The sequence below is a fragment of the Pusillimonas minor genome, from assembly GCF_014237865.1.
Lineage (GTDB): Bacteria > Pseudomonadota > Gammaproteobacteria > Burkholderiales > Burkholderiaceae_B > Neopusillimonas > Neopusillimonas minor.
The window spans coordinates 421,193-446,266 of record NZ_JACJUU010000001.1 but is presented as its reverse complement, the minus strand read 5'-3'; the positions used below and the strand labels follow the sequence as shown (position 1 = coordinate 446,266).

General features: G+C 57.0%; 22 protein-coding genes, 1 tRNA gene and 1 pseudogene. All 24 read left to right on the top strand.

All coding sequences use genetic code 11. From position 1 onward, the window contains the following. Positions 1–149: 149 nt before the first annotated feature. Positions 150–1,130, top strand: coding sequence for an NAD(P)H-quinone oxidoreductase (locus tag GTU67_RS02285; RefSeq protein ID WP_185778553.1), 981 nt, complete (start codon positions 150–152; stop codon positions 1,128–1,130). A 71-nt stretch (positions 1,131–1,201) separates the two neighbouring features. Beyond that, positions 1,202–1,951, top strand: coding sequence for a triose-phosphate isomerase (gene tpiA, locus GTU67_RS02280; protein ID WP_185778552.1), 750 nt, complete (start codon positions 1,202–1,204; stop codon positions 1,949–1,951). A gap of 17 nt (positions 1,952–1,968) precedes the next feature. Next, the gene (gene secG / locus GTU67_RS02275; protein ID WP_185778551.1) at positions 1,969–2,505 is read left to right on the top strand and encodes a preprotein translocase subunit SecG; all 537 of its coding nucleotides are present in this window, start codon (positions 1,969–1,971) and stop codon (positions 2,503–2,505) included. Positions 2,506–2,576: 71 nt separating this feature from the next. After that, positions 2,577–2,661 (top strand) — tRNA-Leu (locus tag GTU67_RS02270). 139 nt (positions 2,662–2,800) lie between these two features. Next, entirely contained in the window at positions 2,801–4,099 is a 1,299-nt protein-coding gene (locus GTU67_RS02265; RefSeq protein WP_185778550.1) for an imelysin family protein, read from the top strand. 120 nt (positions 4,100–4,219) lie between these two features. Further along, entirely contained in the window at positions 4,220–5,689 is a 1,470-nt protein-coding gene (locus tag GTU67_RS02260; protein WP_185778650.1) for a di-heme oxidoreductase family protein, read from the top strand. A 200-nt stretch (positions 5,690–5,889) separates the two neighbouring features. After that, the gene (locus tag GTU67_RS02255) at positions 5,890–6,864 is read left to right on the top strand and encodes an imelysin family protein (protein WP_185778549.1); all 975 of its coding nucleotides are present in this window, start codon (positions 5,890–5,892) and stop codon (positions 6,862–6,864) included. A 93-nt stretch (positions 6,865–6,957) separates the two neighbouring features. Then, complete coding sequence (locus tag GTU67_RS02250; RefSeq protein ID WP_185778548.1) at positions 6,958–8,229, top strand: DUF1513 domain-containing protein; 1,272 nt, start codon at positions 6,958–6,960, stop codon at positions 8,227–8,229. 631 nt (positions 8,230–8,860) lie between these two features. Further along, entirely contained in the window at positions 8,861–10,030 is a 1,170-nt protein-coding gene (locus GTU67_RS02245; RefSeq protein ID WP_185778547.1) for a porin, read from the top strand. A gap of 164 nt (positions 10,031–10,194) precedes the next feature. Then, positions 10,195–10,554 (top strand): NADH-quinone oxidoreductase subunit A, encoded by a 360-nt coding sequence (locus GTU67_RS02240; RefSeq protein ID WP_093969558.1) that lies wholly within the window; start codon positions 10,195–10,197, stop codon positions 10,552–10,554. Between the two features lie 87 nt (positions 10,555–10,641). After that, positions 10,642–11,118, top strand: a complete 477-nt coding sequence (locus GTU67_RS02235) for a NuoB/complex I 20 kDa subunit family protein (protein ID WP_017524972.1) — start codon at positions 10,642–10,644, stop codon at positions 11,116–11,118. Between the two features lie 38 nt (positions 11,119–11,156). After that, complete coding sequence (locus tag GTU67_RS02230) at positions 11,157–11,768, top strand: NADH-quinone oxidoreductase subunit C (RefSeq protein WP_185778546.1); 612 nt, start codon at positions 11,157–11,159, stop codon at positions 11,766–11,768. A 1-nt stretch (position 11,769) separates the two neighbouring features. Beyond that, the gene (locus GTU67_RS02225; protein ID WP_123660995.1) at positions 11,770–13,026 is read left to right on the top strand and encodes an NADH-quinone oxidoreductase subunit D; all 1,257 of its coding nucleotides are present in this window, start codon (positions 11,770–11,772) and stop codon (positions 13,024–13,026) included. 34 nt (positions 13,027–13,060) lie between these two features. Further along, a complete protein-coding gene (nuoE, locus tag GTU67_RS02220) occupies positions 13,061–13,555 on the top strand; it encodes an NADH-quinone oxidoreductase subunit NuoE (protein WP_185778545.1) in 495 nt (164 codons plus the stop codon). Then, positions 13,552–14,919: an NADH-quinone oxidoreductase subunit NuoF gene (gene nuoF / locus GTU67_RS02215; protein ID WP_185778544.1), complete on the top strand. Its 1,368-nt coding sequence runs from the start codon at positions 13,552–13,554 to the stop codon at positions 14,917–14,919. Before nuoE ends, nuoF begins: the two co-directional genes overlap by 4 nt. Before the next feature lie 15 nt (positions 14,920–14,934). Then, positions 14,935–17,265, top strand: a complete 2,331-nt coding sequence (gene nuoG, locus GTU67_RS02210) for an NADH-quinone oxidoreductase subunit NuoG (protein WP_185778543.1) — start codon at positions 14,935–14,937, stop codon at positions 17,263–17,265. Continuing rightward, entirely contained in the window at positions 17,266–18,339 is a 1,074-nt protein-coding gene (gene nuoH / locus GTU67_RS02205) for an NADH-quinone oxidoreductase subunit NuoH (protein WP_185778542.1), read from the top strand. A 19-nt stretch (positions 18,340–18,358) separates the two neighbouring features. Then, positions 18,359–18,847 (top strand): NADH-quinone oxidoreductase subunit NuoI, encoded by a 489-nt coding sequence (gene nuoI, locus GTU67_RS02200; protein WP_185778541.1) that lies wholly within the window; start codon positions 18,359–18,361, stop codon positions 18,845–18,847. 18 nt (positions 18,848–18,865) lie between these two features. Then, a complete protein-coding gene (locus tag GTU67_RS02195) occupies positions 18,866–19,474 on the top strand; it encodes an NADH-quinone oxidoreductase subunit J (protein WP_185778540.1) in 609 nt (202 codons plus the stop codon). Then, the gene (gene nuoK / locus GTU67_RS02190; RefSeq protein WP_093969112.1) at positions 19,471–19,779 is read left to right on the top strand and encodes an NADH-quinone oxidoreductase subunit NuoK; all 309 of its coding nucleotides are present in this window, start codon (positions 19,471–19,473) and stop codon (positions 19,777–19,779) included. The genes GTU67_RS02195 and nuoK overlap by 4 nt, the downstream gene beginning before the upstream one ends. 11 nt (positions 19,780–19,790) lie before the next feature. After that, positions 19,791–21,809 carry an NADH-quinone oxidoreductase subunit L gene (gene nuoL, locus GTU67_RS02185; protein WP_185778649.1) on the top strand — a complete coding sequence of 673 codons (2,019 nt, stop codon included), beginning with the start codon at positions 19,791–19,793 and terminating at the stop codon, positions 21,807–21,809. Next, a complete protein-coding gene (locus tag GTU67_RS02180; RefSeq protein WP_185778648.1) occupies positions 21,806–23,308 on the top strand; it encodes an NADH-quinone oxidoreductase subunit M in 1,503 nt (500 codons plus the stop codon). The genes nuoL and GTU67_RS02180 overlap by 4 nt, the downstream gene beginning before the upstream one ends. 9 nt (positions 23,309–23,317) lie before the next feature. Further along, positions 23,318–24,802: an NADH-quinone oxidoreductase subunit NuoN gene (gene nuoN, locus GTU67_RS02175; RefSeq protein ID WP_430458991.1), complete on the top strand. Its 1,485-nt coding sequence runs from the start codon at positions 23,318–23,320 to the stop codon at positions 24,800–24,802. 9 nt (positions 24,803–24,811) lie between these two features. Next, positions 24,812–24,985, top strand: a pseudogene (locus GTU67_RS15255) (DUF2818 family protein); the annotation flags it as partial. Positions 24,986–25,074: the final 89 nt, after the last annotated feature.

The window sequence follows — 25,074 nt, the reverse complement described above, 5'->3', positions numbered from 1 at the left end:
GTTTCAATTGTCATCTTGCCTGTCGTGCAGGTATAAGGGCCACCAGTTCAGGCAATATTGCGACGGCTGGAGGGCCATAGGCCTTCGGCGCCAAACTACACTATGTCGAGTTGCACCACGTCAAGCCGCACTAAAAGGACACGCGCACCATGAAAGCTGTAGAAATTGTTCGCCCGGGCGGGCCTGAAGTGTTGGTCCTGACCGATCGCCCCACACCCGCGCCAGGCCCCGGTGAGGTTTTAATAAAGGTCGCTGCGGCGGGCATCAACCGCCCCGATGTATTTCAGCGCGCCGGAAACTACCCGCCACCGCCGGGTGCATCCGATTTGCCTGGGCTTGAGGTCGCGGGCGAAATCGTCGGCGGGGATCCGGCGGCCGGTGGTTTCGTCATGGGCGACCGTGTTTGTGCGCTGGTGGCGGGTGGCGGGTATGCCGAATACTGTGTTGCCCCAGCGGTACAGTGCTTGCCGGTTCCCGAGGGTCTGACCGATGTCGAGGCGGCGGGTTTGCCCGAGACTTACTTCACGGTATGGAGCAATGTTTTTGACCGTGGCCGACTGTCGCCCGGCGAAGCGTTGCTGGTGCATGGCGGCGCCAGCGGTATCGGTACTACGGCCATTCAGTTGGCGGTTGCGTTGGGGCACCCAGTTTATACCACGGTGGGTTCCGATGAGCGCGTCAAGGCGGTTGAGGCCCTGGGGGCGACCGCCGGCATCAACTATCGCACGCAAGACTTTGTCGAGCGCATCAAGGCGCTTACGGACGGTAAAGGGGTGGACGTCATTCTGGACATGGTGGCGGGCGACTACATCGAACGCGACTTGAAATGTCTGGCCGACGATGGGCGTATCGTCATTATCGCGTTGCTGGGCGGGCCTAAAGGCACGGTTGACTTCAACCAGGTGCTCCGACGTCGCTTGACCATTACCGGGTCCACGCTTCGTCCGCGCCCGGTCAGTTTCAAGGGCCAAATTGCCCAGGCGCTTCGAGACAAGGTCTGGCCGCTTTTGGCCGCCGGAAAGATCAGGCCAGTGGTACACGCCACGTTCCCGCTGGCTCAGGCTTCCGATGCGCACGCGCTGATGGAGTCCGGCGACCATATTGGCAAGATTGTCCTGACGGTAAATTGAGCGTTGGATCTATGCGGTTGCAGTTAAATCAGGCTACAATAGCGGGTTTTCTCGACTAAGCCTGTAGGCCCATGAATACGAATCAAGAACGCCAGCGCCTGGTAATTGGTAACTGGAAAATGAACGGCAACCTTGCCGATAACGCCCGTTTGCTGGGTAGCGTGCGCGAAAGCGTTGCCGGCGCCGGTGCGTGCGCGGTTGCTGTTTGCGTGCCGTTTCCGTATTTGTCGCAGGCGCAGGCCGCCTTGTCGGGCAGTGCGGTGTCGTGGGGCGCGCAAGACGTCAGCGTTCACGGTTCTGGCGCCTATACGGGCGAAGTTTCTGCAGCCATGCTTAACGATTTCGCCTGTCGTTGGGTCTTGGTTGGCCATTCCGAGCGCCGTACGTATCACGCCGAAACCAACGAACTGGTCGCTCAAAAAGCCCAGGTTGCACTCAATGCCGGCTTGACGCCCGTTGTGTGCGTGGGCGAAACCCTGCAGCAACAAGAGGCGGGCGAAACCGCGCAGGTTATTGCCAGCCAGTTGGCGCCCGTGCTGGCCCTTGGCGCGCAAGCCGTAGCAAAAATGGTCATTGCCTACGAGCCCGTCTGGGCTATTGGCACGGGCCGTACCGCCACACCCCAGCAAGCGCAAGATGTACACGCGCTTATTCGCCAGTCGTTGTCTGAGCTGGGCGTCGCGCAGGTGCAAGTACTGTACGGCGGTAGCGTTAAAGGCGCGAATGCGGCCAGTTTGTTTGCCATGCCCGACATCGACGGTGCGCTGGTTGGTGGCGCAGCGCTTGTTGCCGAAGAATTTCTTAGTATTGCGGCCGCTTAAAGGCCCGGAGTCATCACATGCAATGGTTGTCGTCCCTTCTTCTCGCGATTCAGGTTATTTCATCGCTGAGCATCATTATTCTGGTCTTGTTGCAACAAGGTAAGGGCGCCGATATGGGCTCTTCGTTTGGGGGCGGCTCGGCCGGCAGCCTGTTTGGTGCTACAGGTGCCGCCAACTTTCTGTCGCGCACGACCAAGTGGGCCGCAGTGGTGTTCTTTGCCTCTACCATTGGTTTGGCCTATGTGTCGCATCGCACGGGCGATTCCATCCTCGACACCGGTATTATGCAAGGCTACCAGGCCGAAACTGCTCCTGCGGCGGGTTCGGCCGTGCCTCAGGTTCCGGGTGCTGCGCCTGCGGCAGTGCCTTCAGCGCCGGGCGCGGCGTCTTCTGCCCAGGTACCTTCAGCGCCGGGTGCGGCGTCTTCTGCTCAGGTACCTTCAGCGCCGGGCGCCGAGGCTGGTCAAGCGCCTGCAGCAGGTGGTTCGGCAGTACCTGCCGCGCCTCAAGGCGGTGCGGGCCAAGTGCCGGCAGCACCGGCCAGCGGCAATTAACCTTACCCAAGCAAATAAAATTTAAGCGTGCTATAATTGCGTGCTTTACAGCAGTACCAGTAGTAAAAACAGCCGACGTGGTGGAATTGGTAGACACGCTATCTTGAGGGGGTAGTGGCGAGAGCTGTGCGAGTTCGAGTCTCGCCGTCGGCACCAAATACAGTTAACCCGCATGTGTGCAAACCGTGCGGGTTTTTTGTTGCCTGCTGCATTTTTGCAAATGCAAATCGTTTACAATAGCATTATTGTTATGTTGGGTCGTCGCCTTCGGGCGGTGTGTTTGCAAAGGGAAAGCATGAAAAAAATATTGGGTTCTTTGCTGGCTGTATGCGCGCTGGTGGCTGCGTCTGCTGCTGGCGCAGCGCAGCCGGCGGCTGTGGTCAAAAATTATGCCGATATTGCACAGGCTAATTACGAAGATGCGCTTGCGGGCGCACAAAAATTGCAATTGGCCGTTGCGCAGCTGTTAAAAGCGCCGGGTCCCGATGCTTTGCAGGCGGCCCGCCAGGCCTGGATCGATGCGCGTGTGCCTTACCAGCAAACCGAAGCCTTTCGGTTTGGTAACCCGATTGTTGATGCCTGGGAGGGCGGGGTTAATGCGTGGCCGCTGGATGAAGGCATGATTGATTATGTCGATGCTTCTTATGGCACCGACTCTGACCTGAACGCCTATTACGTTGTCAATGTCATTGCCAACCCACAGCTAAAAATTAGCGGGAAAACCGTTGATGCAAGTCAGATTACGCCCGAACTGCTGCGCGACGTTTTACACGAGGCCGATGGCAACGAAGCCAACGTGGCCACCGGCTACCATGCCGTCGAATTTTTGCTGTGGGGGCAAGACCTTAACGGCACGGGGCCGGCACCCGCCGGAGCAACAGGTTCTCCGCAGGCGCGCCACGCCGGTAACCGTCCCTACACTGATTTTGATCTGGCCAATTGCACAGGCGGAAATTGCGATCGGCGGGCCAGGTATCTACAGGTTGTTACCCAAATGTTGGTCGACGACCTGAAAGAAATGGTGTCGTACTGGCAACCAGGTGGCAAGGCACGGGAAGCCGTGCAAGCTGATGCCAAGACGGGCCTGGTTGCCATGCTGACGGGGCTGGGTAGCCTGTCTTATGGTGAACTTGCCGGCGAACGGATCAAGCTGGGGCTGATCTTGCACGACTCAGAAGAAGAGCATGATTGCTTCTCCGACAACACGCACAATGCACATTATTACAACCAGGTCGGCATGATGAATGTGTACCTGGGGCGTTACGAACGTACCGAGGGCGGTGCCATTGAGGGGCCTTCGGTCAGCGATCTGGTCCGTACGGTCGATCCGGCGCTTGACGAAGAAATGCGTGCTCGACTGCAATCGACCCAGGCCGCCATGGAGGTCATGCGCGACCGTGCGCGCAACATCGAGACCTATGATCAGATGATTGCGCAAGGCAACGCAGAAGGCAACGCCGTTATTCAGGCCATTGTCGATCAGCTGGTTGCCCAAACCCGAACTATCGAACGGGTAATCACCGCGCTTGATCTGGGTGGGGTTCAAATCGAAGGTTCTGACAGCCTCGATGCACCCGGCGCAGTGTTTCAATAAATTATGACTATGGCGGCCCTTCGGGGCCGCGATTTCGTTCAGTATCGCCTGAGCAAAACCTCAACAAAGCAGGTCGCTATTGTGTTTGGTCGAAAGACGATGGGCGGGTGCGCCGCCCTGATGCTGTTGTTAACCCTGACTGCAGGGCCATCTGTACACGACGCCGTCGCCGCAGGCGTTGCGCCGATACCGCGCTCCGACTTATCAGAAACCGATCGACAACGCGTGCTGGCGGTTACGGCACCGACCGCCGACTTTTCCAGAGCCGAACCGTTCGAGCAAATGCAGGGCGGTGCGGGTACAGTGGACAAGCGTGTCAACGCCGATATTTTTTCTCATCCGGCTGCCAATTTAAGTTTCGAAGGTCGTCAGGAGTTCATGGTCGGGAATGGTTTGTTCCGCAAAGACTGGGTGTCCTCCCCGGCTTCAACACTGGCGTCTGACGGTTTGGGGCCTTTGTTTAACGCGCGCTCGTGCCAGGCGTGCCATGTTAAAGACGGCCGAGGTACCGTCCCCGGTATCGACCCTGAAGATAAAAGCGAGGCAATGGCCCTGCTGATTCGTTTTGCGTTGCCTTCCGGGGCGCCAGACCCGGTTTACGGGCGACAGCTGCAGCCTTTTGCCGTGACCGGGCTTTCGGGCGAGGGGCGACTGCGTATTGCCTATGAACCCGTCAGTGTTGAATTGACCGGGGGTGAGACCGTGGTGTTGCAACGCCCCGACTACACCATCGACACGCCGGGCTATGGTCCCCTCGACCCTGACGTCAGGTTGTCGGCGCGTTTGGCGCCGCCGATGCTGGGTCTGGGTTTGCTCGACGCCATTCACCCTGACGACATCCTTAAGAATATCGATACGCCGCAAGCTCGTCGTGATGCAGTGTCGGGTCGGCCTAACTGGGTGATCGACGCCGCGTCCGGTCAAAAGGTTCTTGGTCGCTTCGGTTGGAAGGCTGATCAGTCTACCGTCAAGCGCCAATCTGCCGAGGCGTTTTTTATGGACATGGGCTTGTCGACGCCGTTGCGTGAAGACCCTTATGGCGATTGCACCGCCCAACAAGCGCCGTGCCGCGCTTTACCGCATGGTGTTCAAAAAGAGCAGGGCGATCACGAGGTACCTGGGAACCTTATCGATTTCGTTACGGTGTATTCGTCGAATTTGGCATTGCCCCAGCGGCGCGATGTATCTGGCCCAAAAGTGCTTGCCGGCAAAAAGCTGTTTTATGAAGCGAATTGCATCGCCTGCCACGTGCCCAAGTATGTCACGCGTCGCGACGCTGCACGCCCCGAACACCAGTTTCAGCTGATCTGGCCCTACACCGATATGTTGCTGCACGATATGGGAGAAGGCCTGGCTGACGAGGATGGCAAAGAGACGTTGCAACGTGAGTGGCGCACGCCGCCGCTGTGGGGTATTGGCTTGACCAAGACGGTCAACCCTAATGCAACGTGGCTGCACGATGGTCGCGCACGCACACTGCTCGAAGCTGTCTTGTGGCATGGCGGAGAGGCGAAGGCCGCGCGCGACAGAGTGGTCGCCATGTCCCCCGAAGATCGTGCCAATCTGATCCGGTTCCTGGAGTCTTTGTGATGAAACGCTTGTTTGCTGTGTTGTTAAGGTTGCGTTGGTCGACTGAAGTTGCGTCTGAGCGCATGGTGCGCCCTTTGTGTGCAAATGCGCGCACAAAGATGTCGAGCTTGAGGGTGATGATGGCAGCATGTGTTGCCGGGACTGCGTTCTGGCTTGCGCCCGCAGTGTCATGGGCCGATGAAATAAATGCGGCACCAGACATGCAGCGCAGTCATGTTGTTGACAATAACCAGGTAGGTCAGCGCTGGGCCGAAGCGTATATTCAGCCCGCTTTGGCCCGGTTTACTCAGGCGGCCAATCAATTGGCGATAGAAATTAAAGGGGCATGCGAGGTCCCTGGCAGCAAGAGCGGCGATCGTCTTGCCGAGGCGTTCAATAGTATGGTCACTGCGTGGTCGCGGATACTGTTTTTGCGGTTTGGGCCCTTGGTCGAGGCTAACCGTTATGAACGCATCAGTTTCTGGCCCGACGTGCGCAACGTCAGCTTGCGACAACTACCCAAGGTGATCGCGCAGTACAAGTCCGGGCAGGCGCCCGACCTGTCTGCGCAAAGCGTGGCGGTCCAGGGGCTGCCTGCGCTTGAATATGTGTTGTATCGCGACGGGGGAGTGTTGCAAGCCGGCGCATCGGCTGCGTCAGCCGACAAGGCAATGCAGGCCCAGTGCGATTACGCCGTTGCGGTGGCGCACAATCTGACCAATACAGGCAAGCAACTTGAGCATGCCTGGTCTTTGCAAGGCGGCTACGGCGGTGCGTTTGTGCAGCCCAGGCCTGCGGCGGCGTATCGCAGCACCGAAGAAGTGTTGTCCGAAGGGATCAAGGCGATGTCGACCGGCTTGCAATTTATCAGCGATATTCAGATCAAGCCTGCGCTAACGTCTGACAACGTAAAGTTGCTGCCCTATTGGCGCAGCGACCAAACCATTGCAGCCCTGCGGGCTGGCATGGCAGGGGTACGCGAGTTTATGCAGGTGGGTCAGCTGAGTCTGGGCGACCAGGCATGGGCGGGACAGCAGTTTCTGGCTGAGCTGAAGCGTGCTGAAACCCTTTTGCAGGGGCCGGAAGATCTTCAGGCCGTCGTGTTGATCCTCGACAACGCGCGTGCGTTGCTCGTGCAAGACATTGCGCCGGCAGCCGGTGTTGCCTTGGGCTTTAATGCGCTGGATGGCGATTGACGTGGGTACACGTCGCGCGCCGCGCCTCGTAGCGGCGGCACGTGGGCAGGGTCATCAGGGCGCATTGTGTCAGTAATTAAAGCAGGGAATACTATGAGTACGATTGAGCGCCGTCTTTTTTTGAAACGCATGCTGGGTGCGGGGTTGTGGGGCGGTAGCCTGGTATGGGCACCGGCGTACGCCCGAACGGTATCGTTGGGGGCAGTCGCGCAAGGTCAAAGGCAAGGGTACGGACAAGGGCAAGAGCCGGCTTCGGGCCTGGAACTGCCGCCATCCGACTTGGGCGGGGCCAAGAGTGCTTTGGGCGACGGCATGTATCTGGCTGCGCGACGGCGCGGCGTTCAACACGAAATTGCCGTATTTGATGCAAGCGGCCAGGCCGTCAAGACAGTACCGATTCCCGATCGGGGCCACAGCTTTGCGATTGATGCTAACCGTGGTCGTGTCGTTGCGTTTGGACGGCAACCCGGCTATTTTGCCGTGCCCTTCACGTTAGACGATAACGATAGTCCGCCTACAGAAATCACTTCGGCGCCTGGTCGCCATTTTTTTGGCCATGGGGTGTTTTCACCCGATGGCGATGTGCTGGCTGCCACCGAAAATGACTACGATGGGGGTCGGGGTGTGATCGGGCTGTATCAACCCAATGGGCAAGGACAGTGGCCACGCGTAGGCGAATGGTCAACGCATGGCATTGGCCCGCACGAAATGATTTTGATGCCCGATGGCCGAACGGTTTGTGTTGCCAATGGGGGGTTGTTGACGCATCCTGACTACGGAAAGCTTATTCTCAATCGAGACAGTATGCAGCCTTCGCTGGCTTATATCGATTTGCAAACCGGCAAGTTGCTCGAGCAGGTGTTTGTGCCGCAGCCCTGGCAGCAACTTTCAATTCGACACCTGGCGCTGGATGGCAACGGCGTGGTGTGGTTTGGTGGGCAATATGCCGGCCCGGCGACGCACACGCCACCATTGGTAGGCTATCACCAGCGCGGTCAGGCGCTCAGCTTTGCGAACCCCGGTAGTAGTGCGTCAGGCCATTGGCGACCCCTGAACAACTATGTGGGGTCATTAGCGTGCGATGAAAGCGGTCGTCTTATTGCAACGACTAGTCCGGTGGGTGGGGTAGCTATGTTCTGGGACGCTACGAAGCGGACCGCGGTCGGGGCAACACCCTTGTTCGACGGTTGTGGTGTTGCGCAGGCACCAGGCGGCGGGTTCTTGATCAGCAGTGGTGCAGGGCAGTTATGTCATGTGTCGTTGGCGGGTCCCGGTCAAGTCGGTGGGGCGTCGCCTTCTATTAATATCAGATCCATTTCAAGCGACGCCGACGTGTCTTGGGACAACCACATGAGGCGGGTTTAACCAGAGGGTCTAGTCTTACTGCCGGTGTTGGTTTGTGATGAGTAGATGGTACTTGGTTAGGCCGGCCGGCATGTGCCGCCGCGTTTATCAAATTGCGTTTTCCGACAAGTGCTTTTCAAGCGGCGCTTAACGGTTTGCTTGTGCCCATTTGCGACATGGTTAACACGATGTAACGTTTAGTGGGGTGTGCGTTGCCCAAAACCTATAGGCAATATCCCGTAGATCGTTGTTCTGTAGACGATTTTGCTGCATTGTGACAAACATATTTCAGGTCATAAACAGACTGATCGGTTTGGTTTTTATATATCGAAAACTATAAATGAAACAGTTGGTTAACGATATATTTGCACCGAAAATCTATAAAAACTTTTTAATATCCGGTCGGGTAAATATTGCAAAAATGTTGCGGCAAATCATCTAAGGGTTAACCCTTGTTTTTGGGTGGTTTTTGCGTCGGTTTGTTGTTTTATGGCCACGGGTGACCCGAAATAAAACGTGTTTTTGTCATTCGCGATAGCAAGGTCGGCCGATTTTTGATGCAATAGCTACAACTTCCCACCGCGGAGTTAAACAAGGCGGCAGAGCACACAGACTTTGCCGCCGATTTACTCAAATCTACGGAGAATCACAAATGAAAAAGAGTCTGCTCACAGCCGCGCTGGTCGCTGGCTTTGCTGCAACAGCTGCTCAAGCTGAAACCTCGGTAACCCTGTACGGTATCGTTGACGGTGGTATCAACTACCAGCAATTCAAAGGCACAACAGCTGCAGGCAATAGCTTCAAATCGAACTACACCGGTTTCGCAAGCGGCGTTAACTCGGGTAGTCGTTGGGGTCTGAAGGGTTCCGAAGATCTGGGTGATGGCCTGAAGGCTGTTTTCCAACTCGAAAGCGGTTTCGATCTGGGTACTGGTGAGTCGAGTCAGAACGTGTCTGGCAACGAAACCCGTCTTTTCGGTCGTCAAGCCACTGTCGGTCTGCAGTCTGATGTTTGGGGTTTGATCGAACTCGGTCGCCAGACAAACATTGCTTCCAAGTACTTCGCCGGCGTAGCTAGCCCCTTTGGTACTGATTTCGGTCAAGCCAATATCGGCTCGGCTTTCAGCGCCGCAGGCAGCATGCGCTATGACAACATGGTTATGTATCAGACCCCCAAGTTCTCGGGCTTCCAGTTTGGTTTGGGTTACTCGTTCAACGCTAACGGTTCGGGCACGCCTGACAACGCTCAAGGTCAGCGTCAAGACCAGCGCGCCTGGACAACCGGTCTTCGTTATGCAAACGGCCCCTTGGCTGCTGCTCTGACATACGATCAGTTGAAAAACTCTGAAAACGGCTTGGCTAATCAGAGCGGTGTAACTGCCAAAGCTTGGGCTCTGGCAGTCAGCTATGACTTCGAGGTTGCTAAAGTCTACGCTGGTGGCGGTCAGACACGCAATGGCTGGTTCTCGGGTAACAGCTCGCTGATCGGTGCCGACTACGTCGATACATATGACACCGGCCTGACACCTTTTGGTTCGCGCAGTTTCAACCAAGACCTGAAAGTTAACTCGTACACGCTGGGCGTTAGCGCGCCTATCGGTGCGAACAGCATGATCATGGCCAACTGGATGATGGCTGATCCTAGCAACGAAGGTGCCCGTAACTGGGGTACCGACAAGCAAAACGTTTACAGCATCGGCTACACCTACAACCTGTCCAAGCGTACCAACTTCTACGCTTTGGGTTCGTATGCCAACGGCGTAAACTTCCAGGACGACCTGAAAGCAACGCAAGTTGTTGCCGGTATCCGTCACCGCTTCTAATCGTGTCTGACACGGTTTAAGGCAGTAAAAAGCCACCCTTCGGGGTGGCTTTTGTTTTGGTGGTGCGCTGCAGCAGATTTGTATCAGAACAGGGTTAACCCGAAAAATGCCGCGCGCAAAATGATACAATCCGGAAGTTTACTTATCACGATTGGATGCACGGCATGAACCTGCAAGAATATTTTCCCGTTCTGCTTTTCATCATCGTAGCAACGGCTATCGGGTTTGCGCTGCTTACGGTGGGGCGGGTATTGGGCCCTCATCGGCCCGACGCCGAAAAGCTCTCGCCCTACGAGTGCGGCTTCGAAGCCTTCGACGATTCGCGCATGAAATTCGACGTGCGTTATTACCTGGTCGCCATTCTGTTTATTTTGTTCGACCTCGAAATTGCATTCTTGTTCCCTTGGGCAATTGCAAACGGTACTGTCGGCCTTGTGGGTTTCTGGACGGTAATGGTGTTTCTGGCGGTGCTCACCGTCGGTTTTCTCTACGAGTGGAAAAAAGGCGCGCTCGACTGGGAGTAAGCCTTTTTTGCGGCGCGGCCCAACGGGTGCGCCGCGTTCTGCGTTGTCTTTTCCGCATTTCCCCTCTCTTGGCATTTAGGCAAAATCATGGCTATTGACGGCATTCTGAAAGAAGGCTTTATCACCACCAGTGCAGACAAGTTTCTGAACTGGGCCAAAACAGGCTCTTTATGGCCCATGACCTTCGGTCTGGCCTGTTGCGCGGTCGAAATGATGCACGCCGGCGCGGCGCGCTACGACCTTGACCAGTTCGGGATTATTTTTCGCCCCAGCCCCCGTCAGTCCGACCTCATGATTGTTGCCGGCACGTTGTGCAACAAAATGGCGCCCGCCCTGCGCAAGGTTTACGACCAAATGCCCGAGCCACGCTGGGTTGTGTCCATGGGCTCCTGTGCCAACGGCGGCGGCTACTACCACTACTCCTATTCGGTTGTGCGGGGTTGCGATCGCATCGTTCCGGTCGATGTCTACGTGCCGGGCTGTCCGCCCACGGCCGAGGCGCTGGTTTACGGCCTGCTGCAAATGCAGAACAAAATCCGTTTAACCAATACCATCGCCCGTTAATCGGTCGGCTGTTTTCATTACCGTAAAAAGATCACATCATGACCCGGCTTGAAACGCTAAAAAATAACCTCCAGGCGCAGTTTGGCGCGGCCTGTGCGCTAACCGAAGCATTTGGCGAACTCACCCTCGAAGTATCCGCCGACCAATGGGTCGATGCCTGTACGGTGCTGCGTGACAAACCCGCGCTCGCGTTCGAGTCCTGCATCGACCTGTGCGGCGTCGACTACGCAACCTACGGCGAGCCCGCCTTCATGGCGCCGGCGCCCAAGTTTCCTCAGCGGTTCGCGGTGGTGCTGCATCTGTTGTCGGTTACGCACAACTGGCGCCTGCGTGTTCGCGCCTGGGTGCCCAACGACGACTTCCCCGTCATTGCATCTCTGGTCAACGTCTGGCCCAGCGTCAACTGGTTCGAACGCGAAGCCTTTGACTTGTACGGCGTCGTTTTCGAAGGGCATCCCGATCTTCGTCGCATTCTCACCGACTATGGCTTTATCGGCCATCCTTTCCGCAAAGACTTCCCGCTGTCGGGCAACGTCGAAATGCGTTACGACACCGAACAGAAGCGGGTGGTTTACCAGCCGGTTACCATCGAGCCGCGCGAGATCACGCCGCGTATCGTTCGCGAGGCAGGCTACGGAGTAGAGCGTTAACATGGCTGAAATCAAAAACTACACCCTGAACTTTGGCCCGCAACACCCTGCGGCACACGGCGTTTTGCGCCTGGTGCTCGAACTCGACGGCGAGGTCATCCAGCGCGCCGATCCGCATATTGGCCTGTTGCACCGCGCCACCGAAAAACTCGCCGAGCATAAAACGTTCATCCAGGCATTGCCCTACATGGACCGCCTCGACTACGTGTCCATGATGTGCAACGAGCACGCCTACGTCATGGCCATCGAAAAGCTGGCCGGCATTCAGGTACCGCTGCGGGCGCAGTACATCCGCGTCATGTTCGACGAAATCACCCGCATTCTCAACCACCTCATGTCTATTGGTTCGCACGGTCTCGACGTGGGCGCCATGGCGGTGTTCCTGTATGCCTTCCGCGAGCGCGAAGACCTGATGGACTGCTACGAGGCCGTTTCCGGTGCGCGTATGCACGCGGCTTACTATCGTCCGGGTGGTGTGTATCGCGATCTGCCCGACACCATGCCGCAGTATGGCGAAACCAGCAAGTATCGTAGTGCCAAAGAGCTCAAAGCCATGAACGATGCGCGTTCGGGTTCAATGCTCGACTTCATCGAAGACTTCACCAACCGGTTCCCGGCGTGTGTCGACGAATACGAAACCCTGCTGACCGACAACCGCATCTGGAAGCAGCGTTTGGTGGGCGTTGGTGTGGTCGACCCCGACCGCGCCAAGGCGCTTGGCTTTACCGGCCCCATGCTGCGTGGTTCAGGTATCGCCTGGGATTTACGCCGCACTCAGCCCTACGAAGTCTACGATCGTCTCGAGTTCGATATCCCTGTCGGCACCAACGGCGACAGCTACGACCGCTACCTGGTGCGTGTGGCCGAAATGCGCGAAAGTAATCGCATTATTCGCCAGTGCGTCGAGTGGTTGCGTAACAATCCTGGCCCAGTCATTTCCGACAACCATAAAGTGTCCCCGCCTTCGCGCGAAGACATGAAGACGGGCATGGAAGACCTGATCCACCACTTCAAGCTTTTTACCGAAGGTATGCACGTACCGCGCGGCGAAGTGTATTCGGGTGTCGAACATCCCAAAGGCGAGTTCGGTATTTATATGGTTGCCGACGGAGCCAATAAACCCTACCGCCTTAAAATCCGCGCGCCGGGCTTTGCGCATTTGCAGGCCCTCGACGAAATGTCGCGTGGACACATGATTGCCGACGCCGTCACTATTATCGGGACGCTCGACATCGTGTTTGGTGAAATCGACCGCTAACCGGCGCCAACAAGGTAAACACCGGGTTTAAATTATGCTGCTTTCAGAACAAGCCTACCAGAAGATCGACCGGGAACTGACCAAGTTCCCCGACGACCAGAAGCAATCGGCCATTATGGCTGCCTTAACCATCGCCCAAGATGAAACCGGCTGGTTGTCAGCCGACGTCATTGAAGACGTTGCTCGCTACATTGGTGTGGCGCCTATTGCAGTACAAGAGGTCGCCACCTTCTACAACATGTACAACACGCAGCCGGTCGGGCGCTTCAAGCTTACCGTGTGCACCAACTTGCCCTGTGCGCTTCGCGACGGCGTGGGTGCGGCCGAGCACATCAAGAAGACATTGGGCATCGGGTTTCGCGAAACGACGCCCGACGGCCTGTTTACCTTGCTCGAAGGCGAATGCATGGGGGCGTGCGGCGATTCTCCCGTCATGCTGGTCAACAACAAGCACATGTGTGTCCGCATGGCCCCAGAAAAAATCGATGCCATGATCAACGAACTCAAGAAACACGGAGGTGCCCAATGACCACCGCCGATATTCTCCAGTCTTTCTCCGAAGGCCTGACCATCGCGCCCAACAACGACTTGGCGCGCAGCATGATTTTTCATGGCCGCCATATCGACCCGCAAATCGTATCTGGTCTTGATGGCACGAACTGGCGCCTCGACGATTACGTTAAACGCGGCGGTTACGAGGCCCTGCGCAAAATATTAACGTCGGGCATGAAGCCCGAAGATGTCATCGCCGAAGTCAAGGCTTCTGGTTTGCGCGGCCGGGGTGGCGCGGGCTTCCCCACGGGTCTTAAATGGAGCTTCATGCCGCGTAACTTGCCAGGTCAGAAGTATCTGGTTTGCAACTCCGATGAAGGCGAGCCCGGTACATTCAAAGACCGCGACATCTTGCGTTTTAACCCGCACATCGTTATCGAAGGCATGGCTATTGCCGCCTACGCCATGGGTATCAGCGTCGGCTACAACTACATTCACGGTGAAATCTTCGAAATCTACGATCGTTTCGAAGAAGCCCTCGAAGAAGCGCGCAAAGCCGGTTTTTTGGGCGACAATATCCTGGGTTCCGGGTTTAACTTCCAGCTGCATGCGTTTCATGGTTTCGGCGCCTATATTTGCGGCGAAGAAACCGCCTTGCTCGAATCGCTCGAAGGCAAAAAAGGTCAGCCGCGGTTCAAGCCGCCGTTCCCGGCCAGCTTTGGTCTGTATGGCAAGCCCACCACCATCAACAACACCGAAACGTTCGCGGCGGTGCCCTGGATCTTCCGTAACAGCGGCCAGGCTTACCTCGAAACCGGTATTCCGAACAATGGCGGCACCAAGTTGTTTTCGGTGTCGGGCGACGTCGAATTGCCGGGCAACTACGAAGTCCCCATGGGTACGCCATTTTCCAAGCTGCTTGAACTGGCCGGCGGCGTCAAGGGTGGCCGCAAGCTCAAGGCTGTTATCCCGGGCGGGTCCAGTGCGCCGGTCGTCCCGGGCGACATCATGATGCAAACCACCATGGACTACGACAGCATCGCCAAAGCCGGCTCCATGCTCGGTTCGGGTGCCGTCATCGTCATGGACGAAACCCGTTGCATGGTTAAGTCATTACTGCGCTTGTCTTACTTCTACTACGAAGAAAGCTGCGGGCAGTGCACGCCCTGTCGCGAAGGCACCGGCTGGCTGTATCGCATCCTCGAGCGCATCGAAAATGGTCAGGGTCGCCCCGAAGACCTCGATGTACTCGACTCCGTTGCATTCAATATCATGGGCCGCACTATTTGCGCCCTGGGCGACGCGGCAGCCATGCCCGTACGCAGTTTCATCAAGCACTTCCGCGACGAGTTCGCACACCACATCGAGCATAAAAGCTGTGTGGTGCCCAAATATTTGTAGGCTCAGGATACGCTAATGGTAGAACTCACCATCGACGGCAAACAGGTCGAAGTCCCCGAGGGCAGCATGGTTATGCATGCGGCCAACAAGCTGGGTCTTTATGTGCCGCATTTTTGCTATCACAAGAAACTCTCCATCGCGGCAAACTGCCGCATGTGCCTGGTCGAGGTCGAAAAAGCGCCCAAGGCCATGCCGGCTTGCGCTACGCCCGTCACCAACGGCATGGTGGTCCACACCTGCTCCGAAAAGGCCGTTGCTGCACAAAAAAGCGTGATGGAGTTTCTCCTGATCAACCACCCGCTCGACTGCCCCATTTGTGACCAGGGCGGCGAATGTCAGCTGCAAGACCTTGCCGTTGGTTACGGTGGCTCCGAATCGCGCTACCAGGAAGAAAAGCGCGTGGTGTTCCATAAAGACATGGGCCCGCTCATTTCTGCCGAAGAAATGCCACGTTGCATTCATTGCACGCGTTGCGTCCGCTTCGGTCAAGAAATCGCCGGCGTGATGGAACTGGGGATGCTCAACCGTGGCGAGCACTCCGAAATCACCACATTCGTTGGCCGCGCCGTCGAGTCCGAACTGTCGGGCAACATGATCGACATCTGCCCGGTTGGCGCGCTGACATCCAAGCCATTCCGCTACACCGCCCGTACCTGGGAGCTGGCCCGGCGTCGCGCCGTAAGCCCTCACGACAGCGTGGGTGCAAACATCGTCGTCCAGGTCAAGGGCGACCAGGTCATGCGCGTGGTTCCCTTCGAAAACGAAGCCGTCAACGAGTGCTGGATCAGCGACCGCGATCGCTTTGCCTATGCTGGGCTGAACACAGAAGATCGCCTGGCTCACCCCATGGTCAAAGACGCCAACGGTCAGTGGCACGAAGTGTCCTGGGGCGATGCCCTGCAGGCCGTGGTCAAGGGGCTGAACAAAGTTCGCGAAGCACATGGTGCCGGCGCCATCGGCGCTATTGGCAGCCCCATGGCCACCACCGAAGAGCTCGCGCTACTGGCGCAGCTTGCCCGTGGTCTGGGGTCCGAAAACGTCGATTTTCGTTTGCGTTACACCGACCCGTCCTTCGGCGCGGCAATTGCCGGTACGCCTTGGCTGGGCATGCCTGTCGCCGAGCTCGACAATCTCGACGCTGTCCTGGTGGTGGGCTCGTTCTTGCGTAAAGACCATCCCTTGTTCGCACAGCGTCTGCGTCAAGCCGCCAAGCGCGGCACGCAGGTGTCGTTTATCGATGCCGCGCACGACGACCCGCTGTTCCCGGTTGCCAGTCGCCTTGCGGCGGCGCCTTCGCAGTTGCCTAACGCTTTGGCACAAGTTGGTGCGGCCCTGGCGCAAATCAAGGGCCAAGCCATCCCTGCCGCGTTCGCTGGCGTCGACGTCTCACCCGAAGCCCAACGCATTGCCGACAGCCTTGCTGCCGGCGGTAATGTTGCGGTGCTCGTGGGCAATATGGCGGTTACGTCGCCGCAGGCCTCGTTGTTGGCGGCCAATGCCCAACTGGTTGCTCAATTGGCCTCAGGCAAGCTGGGCTTTCTTACACCGGGTGGCAACACGGTTGGCGGCTACCTGGCCGGTGCGGTGCCCAAAGGGCAGGGCCTTACTGCCGAGCAAATGCTTGCCCAAGGCCTCAAGGCGTTTATCGTGTTGCACGCCGAGCCCGAATTCGACGCCGATAACGGTCAGCAAGCCGTCAATACCCTGCAGGCCGCCGAATTCTCGGTGGCCCTCACATCGTATGCTTCGGCGGCTCAGGCCTGGGCCAGCGTCATGCTGCCTATTGCCCCGTACACCGAAACTTCCGGCACCTTTGTCAATGCCGAAGGGCGCGCACAAAGCTTCCGTGGCACCGTTGCCCCGCTGGGCGAATCCCGCCCTGGCTGGAAGGTGCTTCGCGTCATGGGGAATCTGTTCGAACTGCAAGGTTTCGACGACGAAACCTCCGAGTCCGTGCGCGATTCGGTGTTTGCCGGGAACGTGCAAGACCGTCTTTCAAATCAAGTCGTGTCTCAGCCGGGTCTGGCGTCTGCAAACGCGCAGGCGATCGAGCGCGTGACCGACCTGCCCATTTATCGTACCGACGCCATCGTGCGTCGCGCCGAGCCCCTCCAGGCTGCGCCGGCATCGCAGGCCCCGGTCTTGCGTGCCCACCCCGATACCCTCGCACAACTGGGTGTGTCTTCGGGCCAGCAGGTACGCGTCAAGTCTTCTTCCGGCTCGGCCGAATTGCTTGCCCAGGCTGATGACGGGGTGGTCAAGGGGGCTGTGCGCGTGGCTGCTGCTTTCCCGCAAACGCTGGGTCTGGGCAGTGCTTTTGGCCAACTTTCCGTGGAGCGAATTTAAATGGAATGGCTGAATATGCTTGAGGCGTTCGGCACCGACCTTATCGGCCCGACCGCGTGGTACGTGGTCTGGACACTGGTCATGATTCTGGTGGTTGCCGTCCCCGTCATTCTTTGTGTGGCTTACCTCACCTACTGGGAACGCAAGATGATCGGTGCAATGCACGTTCGTCTGGGCCCCACCCGGGTCGGGTTTCGTGGTCTGTTGCAGCCGTTTGCCGACGTTTTCAAACTGCTGACCAAAGAACTGGTCATCCCGGGCCAGGCCAACAAGGTGCTGTTTATCCTGGCACCGGTCGTCACCCTGATGCCGGCCTTGGCGGCGTGGGCCATTATTCCTTTTGGCCCCGAAATGGTGTTGTCCAACATCAACGCGGGTTTGCTCTACATCATGGCCATTACATCGGTCGGGGTATATGGCGTAATTGTTGCCGGTTGGGCCTCCAACTCAAAGTATGCGTTTTTGGGCGCCATGCGCGCTGCAGCGCAAATGGTGTCCTACGAACTGGCCATTGGCTTTGTGATGATCACCGTATTGCTGGTGTCGGGCTCGCTTAACGTCAGTGAAATCGTCCTGGGCCAAGACCGCGGTACATTCGCCGACAACGGCCTTAATTTCCTGTCCTGGAACTGGCTGCCATTGCTGCCGCTCTTCGTCATTTACGTGATTTCGTGTGTGGCCGAAACCAACCGCCACCCCTTCGACGTTGTCGAGGGCGAGTCCGAAATCGTGGCAGGCCACATGGTCGAATACTCAGGTACGGCTTTTGCGCTGTTCTTCCTGGGCGAGTACGCCAACATGATTCTTCTGTCCGCCATGGCGTCCATCATGTTTTTGGGCGGCTGGTTGCCACCGGTCGATATCGCACCGTTTACATGGGTGCCGGGTTGGCTGTGGCTGGGGGTTAAAACGTTCTTTGTCGTATCGCTGTTCATCTGGTTCCGTGCCACGTTTCCGCGGTATCGCTACGACCAGATCATGCGTTTGGGCTGGAAAGTATTCATTCCGTTTACCGGGGTCTGGCTGCTGCTGGTCGCCATCTGGATGCAAACGCCATGGAACATCTGGCAATAAGGGATGACAGGAGCTGAACATGGAAGCAATTAAAGATTTTTTCGGCAGTTTGCTGCTCTCCGAGATGCTCAAGGGCATGCGCCTGACCGGCAAGTATTTCTTCAGGCGCAAAGTCACATTACGCTATCCGCAAGAAAAAACCCCTGCATCGCCGCGTTTCCGTGGCTTGCATGCCCTGCGTCGTTACCCCAACGGCGAAGAGCGTTGCATTGCCTGTAAATTGTGCGAAGCAGTATGCCCGGCCATGGCGATTACCATCGAGTCCGAAGAGCGCGACGATGGTTCGCGCCGTACGACCCGCTACGACATCGATCTGGCCAAGTGCATTTTTTGTGGCTTTTGCGAAGAAAGCTGCCCGGTCGACTCTATTGTCGAAACGCATATTCACGAGTATCACGGCGAAAAACGCGGCGACCTCTACTACACCAAAGACATGCTGCTGGCCATCGGTGATCGCTACGAACCCGAAATCGCCGCACGACGCGCAGCCGATGCGCCTTACCGTTAATCCCAGGGCCCGATAACCATGACATTTACGACCGTCCTGTTCTACTTGCTGGCGATTGTGCTGGTGGTGGCGGCGTTCCGTGTAATCACGGCACCCAACCCCATCACCGCCGTCCTCAACCTCATTCTGGCGTTCTTTACGGCCGCCATGCTCTGGATCCTCATCGGCGCCGAGTTCCTCGGACTCTTGCTTGTGCTGGTGTACGTTGGCGCCGTCATGGTGCTGTTCCTGTTCGTCGTCATGATGATCGATGTGCGCTCCGAAAGCCTGCGTAAGGGCTTCAAGGCGTACTTGCCTGCCGGCCTGTTCATTGGCGTCATCATGGTTCTCGAAATGGCCTTTGTGCTGGGCAGTACCTGGCTCGATGCCGGCCCCCCGGCTGATCTGCCTGCCGACTACAACAACACGCGCGCCTTGGGCGAGCTGATGTACACCGACTACGTATTTGCGGTCGAAATTGGCGCCGTGATTTTGCTGGTCGGTATGGTTGCCGCCATTGCACTTACCCTGCGCAAGCGTCGCGACGTCAAATACAACAACCCGTCTGAACAGGTCAAAGTGCGAGCCAAAGACCGTGTGCGTCTGGTTAATCTGGCTTCGCAGACAGAAAAGGACGCTTCGAAATGACCATTACGCTTGCACACTATCTTATTTTGTCGGCCATTCTATTTTGTATTGGCGTATTCGGCTTTTTTGTAAATCGTCGCAACTTGCTGATTTTGCTCATGTCGATCGAGCTCATCCTGCTGTCGGCCAATATCAATTTTGTTGCGTTTTCTACCTGGTTTGGCGAAGCCTCGGGCCAGGTGTTCGTGTTCTTCATCCTTACCGTTGCTGCGGCCGAAGCCGCTATCGGTCTGGCCATTTTGGTGTTGCTGTTCCGTAATCTCAACACCATCAACGTCGAAGAACTGGATCACCTTAACGGTTGATGGGATTGCCAATTATGAGTTCAACCAATCTTTACCTTCTCATCGCACTGGCGCCGTTGGCCGGTTCGTTAATTGCCGGTTTGTTCGGTACCGGTTTCCTGGGCCGCCAGGTGGGCCGTACGGCCGCCCATCTCATCACCATTCTGGGCGTGCTGGTTTCGTTCATCGGTTCGGTCATCGTCCTGCTTCAGGTGCTTGACGGCCAAACCTTCGACGGTACCGTTTATACCTGGAACATGATCGGCAATATCCCCATCGAAATCGGCTTCCTTATCGACGGGCTTTCCGCCCTCATGATGGTTGTGGTCACCTCGGTGTCGCTTATGGTGCATATCTACACCATCGGCTACATGGCCGACGATCCGGGCTACCAGCGATTCTTCTCGTATATTTCGCTGTTTACCTTTTCCATGCTCATGCTGGTCATGTCGAACAACATGCTGCTGTTGTTCTTTGGCTGGGAAGCGGTGGGCCTGGTGTCATATCTGCTTATCGGGTTCTGGTATACGCGTCCTACGGCCATTTTTGCCAACATGAAGGCTTTCCTGGTCAACCGTGTAGGCGACTTTGGCTTCATTCTGGGTATTGGCTTGTTGTTTGCCTATACGGGCACCATGCACTACGGCGATATCTTCGCCAAGGCCGACACGTTATCGGCTACCACATTCCCGGGCACCGACTGGCAGTTGTTGACCGTCGCATGTATCTGCCTGTTTATCGGGGCCATGGGTAAATCGGCCCAGGTGCCGCTGCATGCCTGGCTGCCCGACTCGATGGAAGGCCCGACCCCCATTTCTGCACTGATTCACGCGGCAACCATGGTTACGGCCGGCATTTTCATGGTGGCGCGTTTCTCGCCGCTGTTCGAACTGTCGTCGACGGCGCTGTCGTTTGTCATCGTTATCGGTTCCATCGGCGCGTTGTTCCTGGGTATTCTGGGCATCATCCAAACCGACATCAAACGTGTGGTGGCGTACTCAACGTTGTCTCAGCTGGGCTACATGACGGTTGCCTTGGGGGCTTCGGCTTATTCGGTCGCCATTTTCCACCTCATGACTCACGCGTTCTTCAAGGCGTTGCTGTTCCTGGGCGCGGGTTCGGTCATTATCGGCATGCACCACGATCAAGATATCCGTAATATGGGTGGCTTGCGCAAATACATGCCTATTACCTGGATCACCTTCCTGATCGGTACGTTGGCGCTTGTCGGTACGCCGTTCTTCTCCGGGTTCTACTCCAAAGAAAACATCATCGAGGCCGCGGGTGCAGCCAATGTCTGGGGCGCCGGTTTTGCTTACTATGCAACGCTCATTGGGGTGTTCGTCACGTCCCTGTACTCGTTCCGCGTGTACTTCCTGGTCTTCCACGGCAAGCCGCGTTTCGATACCTCGGGTAATGCCCACCATGGGCACGATTCGCACGGCCACGACGACCACGGTCACCATGGGGGTACGCCGCACGAATCTCCCTGGGTGGTCACGCTGCCGCTGGTGCTGCTGGCGATTCCGTCCGTATTTGCCGGTATCTGGTTCATCGACCCGTTGCTCTTCGGCAGCTACTTCGATGGCGTCATCAAGGTCTTGCCCGAGCACCCGGCCATGGCCGAGCTGGCGTCACATTGGAGTGGCTGGCTGGCATACGCCTTGCATGGCTTCGTTACCGTGCCGTTCTGGTTGATGGTGGCCGGGTTGGTTGTGGCGTGGTACTGCTATATGGTGAACCCGGCCCTGCCGGCCGCTATCAAGCGTAGTTTGTCGGGCGTTAATACCGTGCTCGAAAACAAATACTACGTCGACTGGATCAACGAGCAGATTATTGCGCGCGGCGCGCGCTGCCTGGGTCGTGGCCTGTGGCAGGCGGGCGACCGTGGGCTGATCGATGGCTTGCTGGTCAACGGTAGTGCACGTGTGGTCGGCGTTGTGGCAGCCATCAGCCGCCACCTGCAGTCCGGCTACATCTATCACTATGCCTTTGCCATGATTATCGGCATTTTGGCGTTCTTAACCTTTTTTGTCCTGACGGTTCACTGATGGCTAGCGATATGGCGTCTTCTTCTCTCCCTTGGCTCACACTGTCGATTTTCGTCCCGATCATCGCAGGCCTGGTCGTGCTGCTGTTGGGTCGTGATGATCGGGCCGGCCTGACGCGCTGGCTGTCGCTCATCGGCGCGGTGCTGGGGTTTTTGGTCACGATTCCCCTGTATCTGGGTTTCAACAACAGCACTGCCGATATGCAGTTTGTCGAAAAGGCACCCTGGATCGAATCGTTCGCGATTAACTATCACCTGGGTATCGACGGTATTTCGTTGTGGTTTGTCCTGTTGACGGCATTCATTACCATTATTGTGGTTATTGCCGGCTGGGAAGTCATTACCAAGAAGGTTGCACAGTACATGGCGTCTTTCCTGATTTTGTCAGGTCTGATGGTCGGTGTGTTCGCAGCCCTCGACGGCATGCTGTTCTATGTCTTCTTCGAAGCCACCCTCATTCCGATGTACATCATCATTGGTGCCTGGGGTGGCCCGAACCGCGTCTACGCGGCGTTCAAGTTCTTCTTGTACACGTTGCTGGGCTCCCTGCTGACGCTGGTTGCGTTCTTGTATTTGTGGCATGCCTCTGGCGGGTCATTCGACATCCAAACCTGGCACGACCTCAAGCTGGCCTACACGCCGCAAGTACTTATTTTTATTGCCTTGCTTGCCGCTTTTGCGGTCAAGGTCCCCATGTGGCCGGTACACACCTGGCTGCCCGACGCCCACGTCGAAGCGCCTACCGGGGGCTCGGTCGTGCTGGCGGCCATCATGCTCAAGCTTGGCGCGTATGGCTTTCTGCGTTTCTCGTTGCCCATCGCGCCCGATGCCTCGCACAGCCTGGCGGGCCTGATGATCGCGTTGTCACTCATCGCCGTTATCTATATTGGTCTGGTGGCCATTGTTCAAGACGACATGAAAAAGCTGGTGGCGTATTCGTCGGTTGCGCACATGGGCTTTGTGACCCTGGGCTTCTTTATTTTCAACACGGCTGGTATCGAAGGCGCCATCGTTCAAATGGTGTCGCACGGTTTTGTATCCGGTGCCATGTTCCTTTGTATTGGTGTGCTCTACGATCGCATGCATACGCGGCGTATCGACGCTTACGGCGGCGTGGTCAGTGTCATGCCCCGGTTCGTCACGTTCTTCGTGCTGTTTTCCATGGCTAACGCCGGTTTGCCGGCCACCAGCGGCTTTATTGGCGAGTTCACCGTCATCATGGGTGCCGTCGAATACAACTTCTGGATCGGTGTGCTTACAGCCACGGCGCTTATTCTGGGGGCATCGTATTCGTTGTGGATGGTCAAGCGTGTGGCCTACGGCGACATTACCAACGACGAAGTCCGTGGTTTGTCCGACCTGAATCGACGCGAATTCTTCCTGTTGGGCATCATGGCCGTTATGGTGCTTTACATGGGTATTCATCCCAAGCCCTTTACCGACGTGATGCACGTTTCGGTGCAGGCGCTTCTCGACCACGTCTCTGTCTCGAAACTGTAGGCCCGGATCATTATGCAATACCAATTTCTATTCGCTTTGGCATTACCCGAAATTCTGCTGCTGATTCTGGCTGTGCTGGTGCTGCTGGTCGATGCCTTCAGCAAGTCGTCCGATCGCTCATTAACGTTCTGGCTGACGCTGGCCTCGCTGGCGGCGGTCACTGCCGTCTCGGCAATCCAGTGGCGCGACGGCGTCGAGGGCACAACCTTCAGCGGCCTTTACGTGGTCGACGAGCTCTCGCACTTCCTGAAACTCGCCTCGTATATTGCGGTTGCCATTACGCTGGTGTACGGTCGCGAGTACGCCTTCAAGCGCGACATGCTGACGCGCGGCGGCGAGTTCTATACGCTGACGCTGTTTGCCTTGTTGGGGCAGATGGTCATGATTTCGGCCGGTAACCTGCTGACGGTTTATCTGGGTATCGAGCTCATGTCGTTTGCGCTGTATGCGCTCATCGCGCTTCGTCGCGAAAACATCAACGCAACCGAATCGGCCATGAAGTACTTTGTGCTGGGCTCGCTGGCGTCGGGTATTTTGTTGTACGGTTTATCTATGATTTACGGCGCCACCGGTTTCCTCGACCTGGCAGGTATTGCCCAGGTTATCGAATCCGATCAGGCCGAACGTCTGCCGCTGGTCTTTGGTCTGGTGTTTGTTGTGGCCGGTTTGGCGTTCAAGCTGGGGGCTGTCCCGTTCCATATGTGGGTGCCCGATGTTTACCAAGGGGCACCTACGGCAGTAACGCTTATTGTAGGTGGCGCACCCAAGTTGGCCGCATTCGCGATTGTCATGCGTTTGCTGGTCGATGGCTTGCACGGCCTGGCCTTCGATTGGCAGCCCATGTTGCTTATTCTGGCGGTGTTGTCACTGGCCGTGGGTAACCTGACGGCCATCGTACAAACCAACTTCAAGCGTATGCTTGCGTACTCCACCATTTCACACATGGGTTTTGTGTTCCTGGGCCTGCTTTCGGGCATGGTCGACAACCAGCCCATTGCTACAGAAGCCTATGGGGCATCGCTGTTTTATATGGTGGTGTATGTATTGACCACCCTGGCTTCATTTGGCGTTATTTTGTTGCTCAGCCGCAGCGGCTTCGAGTGCGAAGAGATCTCCGACCTTAAAGGTTTGAATCAACGCAGTCCCATTCTGGCGGGCGTCCTGATGTTGACCATGTTCTCGTTGGCCGGTATCCCGCCGCTGGTTGGTTTTTATGCCAAGCTTAGCGTGTTGCAGGCGCTGGTGGGTGCAGGTCTGGTCTGGCTGGCTGTTGTCGCCGTCATTTTCTCGCTCATTGGTGCGTTTTACTACCTGCGTGTCGTAAAAATGGCGTATTTCGACGAGCCCGAGGGGGAGGTGCACGCAGTTCCCACCGGCACGGTCTCCAGCGGCCTGATGTCGTTAAACGGTCTGGCCATTTTGGTGTTGGGTATCTTGCCGGGTGGCCTCATGGCCCTTTGCGTGTCGGTCATCGACAGCTCTTTGGGCTTTTAAGTCACCACCATGGATCAAACACTGGCAATCGTTCTACTGATTTTGCTCTCGTTGGTAACGGCCAATTTGCCGTTTGCCACACACAAGCCCCTGCTGGTGCTGCCTTGGGCGGCGCCAGGCGGGCGCTTTGCACAAGGGCCCATGCGCTGGTTCGAGTCGCTGTTGTTTTTTGTTGTACTGGCGGGCCTGGGTGCAGGTACTTTATGGTGGGTGGGTCAGGGCCTGATGTCCCCCATCGGCATGCTGCTGCGCGTAGCGATATTGCTGGTTTT